The following is a 12615-nucleotide window of genomic DNA, read 5'->3' as shown; positions in this document are numbered from 1 at the left end:
TAGACTTGGTGACTACATGACCAGCAGACGCCATAAAGGCGAAGCTGGTTTGCCAACTTTGTCAGTTACGCTCAACAATGGCTTGGTGCGGCGTGATAGTCTTGAACGCAAGACTGACACCAACCTCGACCCCATACAGCACCTGCGGGTTCTTCCTGGCGATATCGCATACAACATGATGCGCATGTGGCAGGGTGCATCGGGCCTGGCACATGAAGAAGCTCTAGTTAGCCCTGCTTACGTAGTCCTTGCACCACAGTCGAACCTCGACCCGCGTTACGCTGCCTACCTCTTCAAGACAGATAGGATGATCCATAATTTCTGGGCGTATTCATATGGCCTAACCAATGACAGGCTTCGTCTATATCCAAATGATGCCCTGAAAGTTCCAGTCGACATCCCCCCACTCCCCGAACAACAGAAGATCGCGGATATCCTCTCGACCTGGGACGCGGCCATCGAGAAGACAGAAGCCCTGCTGGCCACCGCCCGCACCCAAAAACGCGCCCTCATGCAACAACTCCTCACAGGTAAACGCCGCTTCCCAGAGTTCGAAGACCAGCCGTGGGAAGAGGTGCGGTTGGGCCAAATCGCTGAAATTATTTCGGGGCCCGCATTTAAGTCTAACGAGTTCACGGACGACGGCCACAAGCTGGTCAGAGGGTCAAATGTCAAACGTGGATATCTCGACTGGTCACCTTCCATCACGGTCCATTGGCCATCGGACATTGGTCTAGAAGACTATCGCCTAGTCGCTGGCGACATCGTAATTGCTATGGACGGGTATGTTGGTCGCAGCCACGCCTATCTTGCTAAAGAGCCAGAAGAACCCTTGCTGTTGGTGCAACGCGTCGCCCGCGTTCGGTCTAAGGATTCAGACCCCAGTTTCTTATATGCCAACATCTGCTCACATGATTTCTTTGCACACTGTGAGAGAATGAAGACTGCGACTGGCATCGCCCATATCACTATGAAGGATATTCGGGACTTCAAAGTTCCAGGCATCACCCGTGCTGAACAGAATGCAATTGGTCAAGTTTTTGAAGGTTGCGACGGTGAGGTCGGCGATTTGGTTGCACAGGTTCAGAAACTCCGCACCGAAAAGAAGGCCTTGATGCAGCAACTGCTGACGGGGAAGCGGCGAGTGGTGGTCTGATTTTATTGACGATATTTTTATGAAAGTGGATTGAATGACCAATTGGGAAGAACGACGCGCTGATCGCAGTAAGAACGGCAAGCGGACCGAATATGAACGCGATTTTGCGCGTGTCGTGCATTCCGCCGCATTCCGAAGACTTCAGGCGAAGACACAGGTCTTGGGCATGGGGGACAGCGACTTCAACCGGACTCGGCTGACCCACTCGATGGAAGTCAGCCAGATCGGTGTGGCCATCACCAAGAAGCTGTACCGTGAACAGGAAGAGGGTTCGCCGGAACGGGCGATCCTGCCACCACCAATGCTGATGAGCACCATTTGCCTTGCGCATGATCTTGGTCACCCTCCTTTTGGCCATGGTGGGGAAGTCGCCCTGAACAGATGCATGCTCCCTTACGGTGGTTTCGAGGGGAACGGCCAAACACTGCGCATTGTGACGAAGCTTGAGCCCTATAGCGAACAGTTTGGCATGGACCTGACCAAACGGGCCGTCTTGGGCGTGATCAAGTACCCGGCACCCTACGATGATGTCGTCGATTGGAACAACTACCCAGGTGGGAAACCCGCTACGCCTCCGGCGGAAGAGAAAGACAAGGACTTTTCGGTTCAGGTTGATCCCTCATCAATCTTCGTCGCGAGTTCCTTCAAACCCCCAAAGTGTTACCTGAATGAGGAACACGATGACGTGGTTATGGGGTGGGTTGCAGCTGATCTGGATGATTGGTCTGAGCTAAGCAAAGTCTACCCAGCATCCAAGAAGGGGAAACATCCCAAGACCAAGCACAAGTCCCTCGACACGTCGATTATGGAGTTGGCGGATGACATTGCTTACGGCGTGCACGATCTGGAAGATGCCGTAGGTCTGGGCCTCATCCGCCATCAAACATTCTGCCAATGGTATGAGAAAACTGACGAGGACACAGAAGAGGTCCGAAAAGCGCTGATACAGCCGTTCTTGGATGTACACCACGACGGCAAATTTGATGATTTTGCGAAGAAGCTGTTCAATTCTGGCACGCAAGAACGAAAGCGGGTGATCGGTCATCTGGTTGGATTCTTCGTCGAACGAGCGAAGTTAGTGCGCCAGGAAAAACCTGCGTTTGCCGACGACATCTTTGCCTTCCAGGCCGTTTTCGACAAAGAGAATGAAGAGGCATTGCGAACTCTCAAAGAGATCGTCGTCGAATTGGTCATCAAAAGCACTCCGGTCCAGCAGCTTGAGTTCAAGGGCCAGAAAATCGTGGCTGAGTTGTTTGCTGTGTTCGCAACCGACCCAAAGCGATTGTTAGACCCCAGAGACTATCAGCGGACGATTCAGGGTGGCGGAGAGACCCCAACTCCACGTGTCATATGTGACTACATCGCAGGGATGACGGATGAGTATGCCACCAAGCGATATCAACAGTTATTCGAACCACGTGTCGGTTCGGTTTTTGACAGGCTGTGAAGCATGGCTGAGTTCTCGGATTACATCGTTTACGTCGATGAGAGCGGCGATCACAGCCTGACCTCCATTGACGCAGATTTTCCGGTCTTCTCGCTGTCGTTTTGTGTGGTCAAAAAGGACGAGTATCTGTCCCAAGTGGTCCCAGCCATGCAGGCCCTCAAGTTTAAGTACTGGGGGCACGACTCGGTCGTCCTGCACGAGCATGAAATCCGAAAGTCGAAGGGTGACTTCACCTTCCTGTTGACCGACCGCAGCTTGCGAGAGCAGTTCTACGAGGACCTCAACCAGGTCATGGTCGATGCGCCCATCACCATCATTGCATCTGTGATCGACAAGGTGAAATTGACCGCGAAGTACGCAAACCCATGGAGCCCCTACGATCTAGCGCTGCACTTCTGTCTGGAGCGGCTGCAAGCCTTTTTGCGTGAGAATGGCCAAGAGGGGCGGCTAACCCATGTAGTGTTTGAATGTCGCGGCAAGGCAGAGGATGACGACCTAGAGCTTACCTTTCGCCGCATCGTCGCCGGGGAGGGTCACTGGGGCTACCGAAAGCACAAGTTTGAAATCATGGAGTTCGAGCCGAAGTTTGCAAAGAAATCAGTCAACTCCACCGGATTGCAGCTTGCCGATCTGACGGCACGGCCACTTGCATTGCGGACGTTGCGGCCCGGCCAATCCAATCGCGCCTTGGAGGTCATTATGACGAAGATGGGGGCTGTGAAGGAGTTCCCATGACCCAGAAAAGCAAAAGGGCACCAGTTTCCCAGCACCCCGTCGCCGACCAGGTAATTCCCAATCCTTGTCTAGTATGTAGGAAACTTCCTACGAAATTGCAAATTCTTTGGCATCAGGCCGTTCGTTCATGACCCAACCCCGCACCCCTGACACCCGCGAAGAGGCGTCTTCAAAATTGCCTGCCTTGCATGTGCTGATGGCTATGGGATGGGAGTATCTGTCTGCGGCGGATGCTTTGGCTTTGCGCAGTTCGGAGCGGGCGGTGTTTTTGGAGCCTGTGCTGCGGGAACGGCTGGCGGCTCATCGGTATGCGTTCAAGGGGCAGACCTATCCGCTCTCCGCTGGTGGTATCGATCAGGTGATCAGAGAGATCAGCGCCACGGGTCTGAACGAAGGGCTGATCCCCGCCAACGAAGCGATCTACAAACACCTCACGCTGGGGATCACGGTGACCGAGTTCGTTGATGGTCAGCGCACCTCCGTCACGGTGCCGCTGATCGACTGGACCGACCTAACCGCGAACCAGTTTCAGGTGACCGAAGAATTGAGTGTTGAACGCCCCGCAGGGATGGGGCGGTTCCGGCCGGATGTGGTCTGCTACGTGAACGGTATCCCCCTGGTGGTGGTCGAGGCAAAGCGTCCTGTGTCTTCAACCAAGGACGCAGCAATGGTGACCGAGGGCATAAGCCAACATCTGAGAAACCAGAAACCTGACGGCATCCAGGACCTCTACGCCTATAGCCAGGTGCTCATGTCGATCTCTGGCACCGATGGGCGGTATGCCACCACGGGAACACCCGCCAAATTCTGGGGCTCCTGGAGCGAAGAGGAGATAACCGAGGCCGAGATGCAGGCCGTGAAGTCCACGCCGCTCTCAGAGGCTCAGAGAGAGGCGCTGTTCGCTGACAAGCCCAAGTCGATGCGTGATGACTTCGAGAGGCTTCACAGCGGCGCTGTGTGGCCCACAGTGCAGGATAGGCTCATCATCAGTCTGTTGCGCCCTGACAGGCTTCTAGACTTTACAAGGCGGTTCATTTTCTTCGACCGGAAGCTCGGCAAGATCGCGGCCCGATATCAGCAGGTCCAGGGTGCGAAAGCGATCCTGTCTCAGGTGGCCCAGCAGAAACCCGACGGCAGCCGTGAAGGCGGTGTGATCTGGCACACCACGGGGTCGGGCAAGTCGAACCTGATGGTATTCCTGGCCAAGGCGCTGCTTCTGGACCCTGAACTTGCAGGATGCCGCATCATTATCGTCACTGACCGTGTGGACCTGGAAAAGCAGCTTTCCGCGACTTTCATGACGGGCGGGGCCTTCGGGTCCGCTTTTGCCACCAAGAAGGACGGTGAAACATCGAAGGTGCAGTCTGGTCGTGATTTGGCCCAGAGGATCGGATCAGGATCAGAACGGATCATCTTCACGCTTCTCCAGAAGTTCAACTCGGCCACCAAGCTGCCGGAATGCAAGAACACGTCGGACAAGATCATTGTGCTGGTGGATGAGGGACACCGTAGCCAGGGTGGTGAGAACCATGAGCGGATGCGGCAGGCCCTGCCTAACGCGGCCTTCATCGCGTTCACAGGCACCCCGCTGCTGAAAGAGGACAAGACCCGAAACAAGTTCGGCCCGATCCTTCATGCTTATACGATGCAAGATGCGGTTGAGGATGGTGCGGTAACCCCGCTCGTTTATGAAGAACGAAAGCCCATCGTCGATATCAATGACACTGCGATTGATGCCTGGTTCGACAAGATCACCACAGGGCTGTCGGACAACCAGAGGTCTGACCTGAAGCAGAAATATTCCAGCCGTGGTCAGGTATACGGTGCGGGTGGTCGGATCGACCTGATCGCTTGGGACATTGCTACCCATTTCACTGAGAACTTCGCAAAGCTCGGTCTGGGTCTGAAAGCGCAACTTGCGACCGACAGCAAACTGTCTGCGATCCGCTATAAGAAGGCTTTGGATGATACGGGGATGGTAACCAGTGCCGTCGTGATCTCGGCACCGGATACTCGTGAGGGGCACGAAGACACCGACGAGGCCAAGACACCGGAAGTGCAAGCCTGGTGGAAAATGAACGTCGGTAACGATCCAGAAGCTTACGAGACGGACATCATCGAGCGGTTTGGCACGGACGGAGCACCGGACATTTTGATCGTGGTGGACAAGCTACTGACTGGCTTTGACGAGCCGCGCAACGCGGTTCTCTACATCGACAAGCATTTGAAGGGGCATAACCTTCTTCAGGCGATTGCACGGGTGAACCGACTGCACGAGGCAAAGCAATTCGGTTACCTGATCGACTACCGTGGCATCCTGGCAGAGCTAGACACGTCCATTCAGGATTATCAGGACCTGGCCTCCCAGACACAGGCCGGATACGAGATCGATGATCTCGCTGGAACCGTCTCGAACGTCTCAGTCGAATACAAACGCCTGCCAGGTCTGCATGATGCCCTCTGGTCCATCTTTAGCGGCGTTGAGAACAAGCAAGACACGGAACAGTTCCGTCGTGTCCTAGTGCCGATGGTCGCCGAGGATGAAGCCGGACACAGCATCGACCAGAACCAGAAGGTGCGAGAAGACTTCTACGACGCACTGACCGAGTTCGGGATGTGCCTCAAGCTGGCACTGTCATCTCGCACGTTCTTCGAGGATGAGGCCTTCGACGAGAAGACCATCCAGGGTTACAAACGCGATCTGCGGTTCTTCACGGAACTGCGTGTGCAGGCCAAGCGCGATGCACAAGAGACCGTGGACTTCTCAGAATACGAGGACCAAATCCGCCGGATGGTGGACAAGCAGGTCATCGGTCAGGAGATCGAGGACCCAGAAGGTTTCATTCGTGTCGATACTCTGGGTCAATCCGATGATCCTGAAGACTGGTCAGATGAGAAAACCCGCACCGAGGCGGATGTCATCAAGACCCGCATCCGCAAGACCATTGAACAGGACCTGATTGATGATCCCTACGCACAACGGGTGTTCTCTGACCTACTGAAAGAGGCCATCGCGGCGGCAGAGGCGATGTTTGACCACCCTGGCAAACAATACACCTTGTTCAAAGACCTGGAGGAACGGGTTGCTGCAAGGCGGACACCTGGTGTGCCAGATCAGTTTGCCGATAATCCCAGGGCTGCCGCCTACTACGGTGCCTTGTTGGAGCATCTTGGTGATACCCAGCACCCCGAAGAGGTGATTATCGAGGAGGCCATGCACATCGACACCACTGTTGATGATGCTGTGCAGGCCCATTCCATCAATCCTGGCAGCATCGAGGCCGAGATACGCAAAGCTCTGCTGCCTCGATATTTCAAGTTCTTCGGCGGATTAGACGACGCCAACACGCTGATCGACCGGATCGTCACTATTGTCCGTGCTGGTGCCAGCAAGTCATGACGAGCTTTGTTCTGGCATACGGCGATGATCGGATTCCCTATCAAGTTACCGTGGATGAAACCCGACGGTCCCGCGTCGCCATCCACGTTAATCCTGATGGATCGGTGGCCGTCGATGCCCCACCAGGGTTCTCCGATGACAACATAAAGGCCGCCGTCCAGAAGCGGGCCCGTTGGGTGGTGGGGCATGTGAGCGAGGCCAGAGAGAGATATGCCCATGTCAGGCCCAAGGAATACGTATCCGGCGAACAGGTGCTCTACCTGGGCCGTCGATACATGCTCAAGGTCATCCCCGTCGATGGTAAGCCTGGTCCTGCTCGGCTGCGTGGCAACCGACTGGAGGTCCAGACCTTGAAAGCCTCTCGGGACGACATCAAGGGGCGGATACGAGCCTGGTATCGTGTGACGGGTCGTGACTATCTGGCCCGCCGCATAGGCACCCTTTCAAACAAACTGCCATGGGTAGATACGGTTCCGACTTTCCGGTTGTTGGAGATGTCCCGTCAGTGGGGCAGTTGTTCTCCGTCGGGCGAGATTATCGTTAACCCTCATTTGGTAAAGGCACCACGGGACTGTATTGACTATGTTCTGATCCATGAGCTTGCACATCTGAAGCATCATGATCATGGGTCCGCCTTCTGGAAACTGATCGATGTTCATGTCAGTGATTGGCGAAAATCGAAGTGTCACCTTGATGGCCTTGCGGAGCTCTTCTTTTCTGAGTGACCGGCGTTGTTTAAGAGTGGGCGATCATTTGGTCGGCGAAACCAACTCAACATGATCTACGTCCAAAGCTTGCGCCAACTCGTAGAGGGTGATCACCGTTGGGTTACGTTTCCCGCGCTCCAAGCCACTTAGATATTGCTGACTGAAGCCTGAACGTTCTTCGATCTGTTCCTGTGTGAGGCCTTTTTCTCGCCGCAGGCGTGCGAAGTTATTTCCAACCAATTTGCGCATATCCATGCGCCTGACCATTGGAAATTACATACTTTAATGTTATCAACTATAATATGTATTTTGAGCAATAGACGGTTCATGTCGATGCACACCATCACCTTCTTTGCGAGCAAGGGTGGCTCCGGTCGCACTATCGCTACAATGGCGCTTGCCTCTGGCTTTCTCGCGCAAGGTAAGCGCGTAGCGGTGATGGACTGCACAGACCTGGCGGGCAGCAATCCAAGCGGTCCGCATCCATCGACATTGCAAAACTGGATAAAGCAGATGGCGGCCTGCAAGTTTCGCCCACCCCGGCTTGAGCTGATCGAATGCCGGACGCCTGAGGAAGTTGAGGACAGCGCCGCTGCTGCTGATGAACGGGGTATTGATATTCTGCTGATCGACACGGCCGCGCGTATTCGGGAGCCACAGATTGCTGCTCTCGGCGTCGCCGATCTGGTCATCGCCCCCGCGATCAGTCCGTTCGAGGCACGGTGTATTCTCGACGGCATCGACGAATACTTGGGGCCAACCGAAGATCTGATGTGCCTGGTCAACGGCTGCCGGAATGGCGCGGCGGAGGCCGTTGAAACGCGCCGCACCTTCGGCCATCACGCGGTGTTCCCATCAGAACTTCCTTGGGCTGAGGCATTGTCTGATCAAATCCTCAACGGTGATATAGGACACTTCACTGCATCGCTTGCCTGTCGGCCTGACAAGCCCGGCTTTGCCCGATACCGCGAGGCGCAATTTGCTTGGACTGCTGTCCAACGTTTTGCCTTTGAGGTCGAGTTTGCCTTGAACGGTCATCGTCTCGAATCCTTCGACGGCCTGTCCGCTTATCCCATCAAAAGAAAGGCCGTCGCATGATCCGCACATCGCTGACCATAGCCCTCACCATGACCTCACTGACGCAGCCAGCCATGGCTGAGAATGTCTTGACGCCATTGCCCGCACCGGAAGCACGCCCATACCCCTACGAAATCCTTGGACTCCAGCCCGGCGACCCACTGGATGACATCTTGTCAGTCTACGCAGAACGCAGCGACGCTGCCCCAACAAGCGAGAGTGAAGTTCTGCGGGTGCAGTCGCCAGATGGGAACGTCTTTGAGTTCACCTATCAGAAGTTCACGCGCATCGGTGATGTCGGCATCAATGGACGCCTCGCGAAGGCCGATCAGGACCAGCTCACCGCGATGCTATCGTCGGATGTAATGGAACAGCGCCCCATGGCCATCCATCGCTCGATCCGTCAGCCAAGTGATCAGCTGCCCGAACCACTGGAACTGAAAGCCCAGATCGAAGAAACCTATGGTCCGCCCTCGCGCGTCGAGATCAACGGTCGCGAGATGACCCTGACCTATGCCTGGGGCGAAGACGGGTTCATTGCCGATCTGGACGCCCTGCCTCCTTTGGTCCACGAAGAAAACTTCGCCTCGGGCAGCGTTCGCCGCTCAGAATACGAGTTGTGCGGCAATGCCCAGCACTATCGCAACAACGTCGAATACCGCTTCACCTATCCGCGTGACGAGGACATCAAGACTGGGTGCATTGCGACCTTCACCGTCCGCTATCGCGGCGAACCAGGCAGCACTGTCATCGGGTTCTCATTGGAAGACTTTGAGCTTGGTCGCCAACATATGGCCGAGTTGGATCGGCAGATTGTCGAGGCCCTGACGGGCGAAGAGGTGGAAGCCTCAGACATGGATCTGTGAACAGGGATAGCCAGACGCACCGGAAGGCGTTATGAGAGCCGCATGAACATCAAACGCGTACATATCACCCTGTAGCGCCCCCACATATGGCGGGCGGCATCGCGCTGTTCGCCTTTGATGATTCCCATCTCCGCTTCGCCAGATTGCCGCTCCGCCGACGACAGACGACGGAGAAAAGACATGACCAACTGGTACACCGCCGACCCGCATTTCGGGCATGAGAACGTCATCAAGTTCTGTAAGCGCCCATTCCGGTCAGCGAGCCACATGGACGCGGTTCTGATGCAAAACCTATGGGCCATGGTCGGCCCCACGGACGCGCTCTGGATCATTGGCGACTTCGCCCATGGACCAAAGGCCAAAGACACCGACTGGCTGCGCAAGCTATTCGACAAGCTGCCCGGCGCAGAAAAGCATCTGATCGTCGGCAACCATGACCTTGAACCGACACAGGCGCTTCCATGGACGAGCGTCACCCATCTGGCCGAGGTCCGGGATGGACCGCAGAACCAGGCGCACACGCTCTGCCACTACCCCATGATCACTTGGAACCACGCCCGCCGCGATGCGCTTCAGATCTTCGGCCATGTTCACAACAACTGGCGCGGGTCCCGCAACAGCGTGAACGCGGGCGTTGATGTCTGGGACTACATGCCCGTCCGCTTTGAGGACATCGCCCGCCGCGCCAAGACGCTGCCAGTGAACAAACACTGGGCTGATGTTGAGCACAATGCGAAGGAAATTTGAGATGGCCCGCTCGTACAGAAAGACACCGATTTGCGGGATGACAAAGGCGGCCAGCGACAAGGCATTCAAGAAGGCCGAACACAAGCGCGCCAGACGCGCTCTCAACGCGTGTGATCTGGCATTTGAGGATGCCCCAGCCGACAAACTGTTTGGCAACCCATGGGGCGCACCCAAGGATGGCAAGCAGTGGATTGATCCAGACCGCTTCCCCAAAATCATGAGAAAGTAAGTCGTATGGCACATTTCTTGGTCTGGAGTGACCTGCATGATGAATTCTGGAACGGCTTCGACCTGCCTGATCTGACCGCGCCAGTGGACGGGGTTTTGATTGCTGGCGACACGCATACGATGGGCCGTCATCTGGACATCCCGGCACGCGCGGCGCGCAAATATGGCTGCCCTGTTGTGCTGATCTGGGGCAATCATGAGCCCTACGGGTCGATCTGGTCTGACCTTCTGGAAGACGAAGAACGGCAGCTTGAGACCCTACGCAGTGAAGGCCTCGACATCCGCGTGCTCCACGGTGCAACGACGGAGATTGCTGGCGTCCGCATCATTGGTGCCACCCTATGGACTGATCTAAAGCTCTATCCACCATTCGAATATTTGGCACGGATGATGGTGTCCGCCTACATGCAGGATTATCGTGCCATTCGCACCGCCCCCAAGACACGCTTTTCCATCGATGACATGCTTGAACGTCATGCCCTCGACAAGACTGCCATGCTGAGCAGGCTTAGAGAACCGTATAGCGGCCCCACTGTCGTCATGACCCATCATCTGCCGGTCCGCCAACTGATCTCACCAGTGCGCACAATCGGCGGCCACGAAAAGCGCGCAATGACCAACGGGTTCGCCTGCGATCTTTGGGACGAAATCCGCGCCTTCGAGATCCACACTTGGATATGGGGTCATAGCCATGAAGGCGAGAACTGGACCGGAGCAGGGGAAAAAGGTGAAATCCGTTTCATTACGAACCAGCGGGGCTATCCGGGTGAAGGAGTGAGGTTCGACCCAGCCTTCGTGTTGAAGATTTGAGCCTGTCACCGCGGAGTCGGACAACTCCATAAGCACACAATTCAAACTCAGAAACCACTGAGGATTATCATGTTAACCAAAGAGGTTGATTTTGGAGACCCAAAGTGTTAAATTGCGTTAACCACAATGGGAGACGGACCATGACAACAACCGAAATTGGGAAGGAACTGCGAAAACTCCGAATAGATAAAGACGAGCGCCTGCTGGATATGGCCAAGCGTCTTGAAAAATCGTCCGCGTTTGTTTCTGCGGTCGAGACAGGAAAGAAATCGCCCCCTTCAGGGTTCGAAGAACTCGTGATTCAAACCTATCGCCTTGTCGGTGATGCAGCGGAAGTTCTCCGAAGCGCGGCTGATCGGTCCCGTAAGGCCTTCACGCTTGAAGCAAATACGACACTGCAACGCGACACAGCAGGTCTGATGGCACGCAGAATGGACACATTGACGGACGATGAGCTGCATGAGATTTTGGCTGTCCTTGGTCGCAAGGAGGGCTCCGAATGAGCCAAAGCCAAGACTATATTGTCCCCTCCCGAAGCTGGGACAATATCCGAGGGGTTGCGACGAGTATCCGCAACCGTTTCGGCCTCTCGGATCATGCATATTTTCCTGTGATTGAGCTGATCGAGCTTGTTTTGGACCAAAAGTTAAACATGGTTCGCTTTGAAGTCGGAACGCATGCTGAAATGGATGGAGCCGAGGGCCTAACCTGTCCGAAAGGTGAATTTATCCAGCTAAGGGAGGATGTCTATGAGGCTGCGTGTCGGGGGGAGGGTCGCGGTCGTTTTACCGCGGCGCACGAACTTGGACACTTCGCGATGCATACTAACGTACCACATACGCGCAAAGCCCTTGGTGAAAGCGTGCCAACCTATAAGCTCGCCGAGCCTCAAGCCAATCAGTTTGCTGCGGAATTGCTGATGCCAGACGGATTCTGCGACCACTTGGATGACGAACAGTCGCTGATGGAACGCCATGGTGTGTCGTTCGAAGCGGCCGGGCATCGACTTCGCTACCTTAAAAAGAAGGGAAGGCTCTAACGAACGAAGGCTCAGGTTGCAGCCTGAGCCTCCAAACGAATTCTGTGTCGTGCTAACCGGGGCTTGACGATGCAGAGCCTCCCGTAAGCCCAAATCAGTCTCCTAGCAGGGCTGCATTAGCGGATTTCGGGCCAAAAGGCAATATACGCCCCGACGAAGGACGGTGAGATGACGAAACGTTCATTCACTCCACCGCCCGGATATCGGTACGTTTTCCGCCCTTGGCGGACATGTCCGAAATCCGGCACCCGGCTCTACGCGAAAGCGTTTGGGCTGCGTGCGTGGCCCATTCTGGTTCCAGAATAGGCTAACACGATTTTGAAAATTAGGCGGGCGGCATGCCGCCCGCCCACTGAAACACTATGCCTATAAGGAAATCATCATGGCTAAGAAATCTTTCAAA

At 55.4% G+C, this 12615-nt stretch carries 14 protein-coding genes; 12 read left to right on the top strand and 2 right to left on the bottom strand.

The annotated features are described in order from the left end of the window. The first annotated feature begins 16 nt into the window (after positions 1-16). The 5 genes from Z946_RS20520 to Z946_RS0107075 all read left to right on the top strand — a co-directional run bounded on the left by Z946_RS20520 (position 17) and on the right by Z946_RS0107075 (position 7463). A complete protein-coding gene (locus Z946_RS20520) occupies positions 17-1156 on the top strand; it encodes a restriction endonuclease subunit S (RefSeq protein ID WP_160170271.1) in 1140 nt (379 codons plus the stop codon). Positions 1157-1190: 34 nt separating this feature from the next. Then, positions 1191-2603, top strand: coding sequence for an anti-phage deoxyguanosine triphosphatase (locus tag Z946_RS0107090; protein WP_025055029.1), 1413 nt, complete (start codon positions 1191-1193; stop codon positions 2601-2603). A 3-nt stretch (positions 2604-2606) separates the two neighbouring features. Then, on the top strand, positions 2607-3338 hold the full coding sequence (locus Z946_RS0107085; protein WP_025055028.1) for a DUF3800 domain-containing protein: 732 nt from the start codon (positions 2607-2609) through the stop codon (positions 3336-3338). A gap of 127 nt (positions 3339-3465) precedes the next feature. Continuing rightward, on the top strand, positions 3466-6738 hold the full coding sequence (locus tag Z946_RS0107080; RefSeq protein WP_025055027.1) for a type I restriction endonuclease subunit R: 3273 nt from the start codon (positions 3466-3468) through the stop codon (positions 6736-6738). Next, the gene (locus Z946_RS0107075) at positions 6735-7463 is read left to right on the top strand and encodes a M48 family metallopeptidase (protein WP_025055026.1); all 729 of its coding nucleotides are present in this window, start codon (positions 6735-6737) and stop codon (positions 7461-7463) included. Before Z946_RS0107080 ends, Z946_RS0107075 begins: the two co-directional genes overlap by 4 nt. Before the next feature lie 24 nt (positions 7464-7487). Here the strand turns inward: Z946_RS0107075 and Z946_RS0107070 are convergent, their stop codons facing one another. Beyond that, on the bottom strand, positions 7488-7700 hold the full coding sequence (locus tag Z946_RS0107070) for a helix-turn-helix domain-containing protein (RefSeq protein ID WP_025055025.1): 213 nt from the start codon (positions 7698-7700) through the stop codon (positions 7488-7490). 78 nt (positions 7701-7778) lie between these two features. On the opposite strand from Z946_RS0107070, the gene Z946_RS0107065 reads away from it, so the two are divergent. Then, entirely contained in the window at positions 7779-8543 is a 765-nt protein-coding gene (locus Z946_RS0107065; protein ID WP_206537780.1) for a P-loop NTPase family protein, read from the top strand. Then, positions 8540-9388 carry a hypothetical protein gene (locus Z946_RS0107060; RefSeq protein WP_025055023.1) on the top strand — a complete coding sequence of 283 codons (849 nt, stop codon included), beginning with the start codon at positions 8540-8542 and terminating at the stop codon, positions 9386-9388. The genes Z946_RS0107065 and Z946_RS0107060 overlap by 4 nt, the downstream gene beginning before the upstream one ends. A 29-nt stretch (positions 9389-9417) precedes the next feature. Here the strand turns inward: Z946_RS0107060 and Z946_RS21580 are convergent, their stop codons facing one another. Next, on the bottom strand, positions 9418-9570 hold the full coding sequence (locus Z946_RS21580) for a hypothetical protein (RefSeq protein WP_160170270.1): 153 nt from the start codon (positions 9568-9570) through the stop codon (positions 9418-9420). On the opposite strand from Z946_RS21580, the gene Z946_RS0107050 reads away from it, so the two are divergent. From Z946_RS0107050 to Z946_RS20515, 5 genes are all read left to right on the top strand, one after another. Then, entirely contained in the window at positions 9569-10135 is a 567-nt protein-coding gene (locus tag Z946_RS0107050; protein ID WP_025055022.1) for a metallophosphoesterase, read from the top strand. The two genes, Z946_RS21580 and Z946_RS0107050, sit on opposite strands and share 2 nt — an antisense overlap. Before the next feature lies 1 nt (position 10136). Beyond that, positions 10137-10364, top strand: coding sequence for a hypothetical protein (locus tag Z946_RS0107045; protein ID WP_025055021.1), 228 nt, complete (start codon positions 10137-10139; stop codon positions 10362-10364). A 5-nt stretch (positions 10365-10369) separates the two neighbouring features. Further along, positions 10370-11173: a metallophosphoesterase gene (locus Z946_RS0107040; RefSeq protein ID WP_025055020.1), complete on the top strand. Its 804-nt coding sequence runs from the start codon at positions 10370-10372 to the stop codon at positions 11171-11173. A gap of 140 nt (positions 11174-11313) precedes the next feature. After that, positions 11314-11676 carry a helix-turn-helix domain-containing protein gene (locus Z946_RS0107035; RefSeq protein ID WP_025055019.1) on the top strand — a complete coding sequence of 121 codons (363 nt, stop codon included), beginning with the start codon at positions 11314-11316 and terminating at the stop codon, positions 11674-11676. Next, entirely contained in the window at positions 11673-12212 is a 540-nt protein-coding gene (locus tag Z946_RS20515; protein WP_037969093.1) for an ImmA/IrrE family metallo-endopeptidase, read from the top strand. Before Z946_RS0107035 ends, Z946_RS20515 begins: the two co-directional genes overlap by 4 nt. The last annotated feature ends 403 nt before the right edge of the window (positions 12213-12615 follow it).

Origin of the sequence: Sulfitobacter noctilucicola, assembly GCF_000622385.1 — a bacterium.
GTDB classification, from domain to species: Bacteria; Pseudomonadota; Alphaproteobacteria; order Rhodobacterales; family Rhodobacteraceae; genus Sulfitobacter; species Sulfitobacter noctilucicola.
This window is presented reverse-complemented; position numbering and strand designations above follow the sequence as displayed.

What these genes read in the sequence shown, in the direction of transcription:
- Z946_RS0107090 (WP_025055029.1), top strand. Translation starts at nt 1,191, where the DNA reads ATGACCAATTGGGAAGAACGACGCGCTGATCGCAGTAAGAACGGCAAG.
- Z946_RS0107035 (WP_025055019.1), top strand. Translation starts at nt 11,314, where the DNA reads ATGACAACAACCGAAATTGGGAAGGAACTGCGAAAACTCCGAATAGAT.
- Z946_RS20515 (WP_037969093.1), top strand. Translation starts at nt 11,673, where the DNA reads ATGAGCCAAAGCCAAGACTATATTGTCCCCTCCCGAAGCTGGGACAAT.
- Z946_RS0107070 (WP_025055025.1), bottom strand. Translation starts at nt 7,700, where the DNA reads ATGGATATGCGCAAATTGGTTGGAAATAACTTCGCACGCCTGCGGCGA.
- Z946_RS0107085 (WP_025055028.1), top strand. Translation starts at nt 2,607, where the DNA reads ATGGCTGAGTTCTCGGATTACATCGTTTACGTCGATGAGAGCGGCGAT.
- Z946_RS21580 (WP_160170270.1), bottom strand. Translation starts at nt 9,570, where the DNA reads ATGTCTTTTCTCCGTCGTCTGTCGTCGGCGGAGCGGCAATCTGGCGAA.
- Z946_RS0107065 (WP_206537780.1), top strand. Translation starts at nt 7,779, where the DNA reads ATGCACACCATCACCTTCTTTGCGAGCAAGGGTGGCTCCGGTCGCACT.
- Z946_RS0107045 (WP_025055021.1), top strand. Translation starts at nt 10,137, where the DNA reads ATGGCCCGCTCGTACAGAAAGACACCGATTTGCGGGATGACAAAGGCG.
- Z946_RS0107060 (WP_025055023.1), top strand. Translation starts at nt 8,540, where the DNA reads ATGATCCGCACATCGCTGACCATAGCCCTCACCATGACCTCACTGACG.
- Z946_RS20520 (WP_160170271.1), top strand. Translation starts at nt 17, where the DNA reads ATGACCAGCAGACGCCATAAAGGCGAAGCTGGTTTGCCAACTTTGTCA.
- Z946_RS0107080 (WP_025055027.1), top strand. Translation starts at nt 3,466, where the DNA reads ATGACCCAACCCCGCACCCCTGACACCCGCGAAGAGGCGTCTTCAAAA.
- Z946_RS0107050 (WP_025055022.1), top strand. Translation starts at nt 9,569, where the DNA reads ATGACCAACTGGTACACCGCCGACCCGCATTTCGGGCATGAGAACGTC.
- Z946_RS0107075 (WP_025055026.1), top strand. Translation starts at nt 6,735, where the DNA reads ATGACGAGCTTTGTTCTGGCATACGGCGATGATCGGATTCCCTATCAA.
- Z946_RS0107040 (WP_025055020.1), top strand. Translation starts at nt 10,370, where the DNA reads ATGGCACATTTCTTGGTCTGGAGTGACCTGCATGATGAATTCTGGAAC.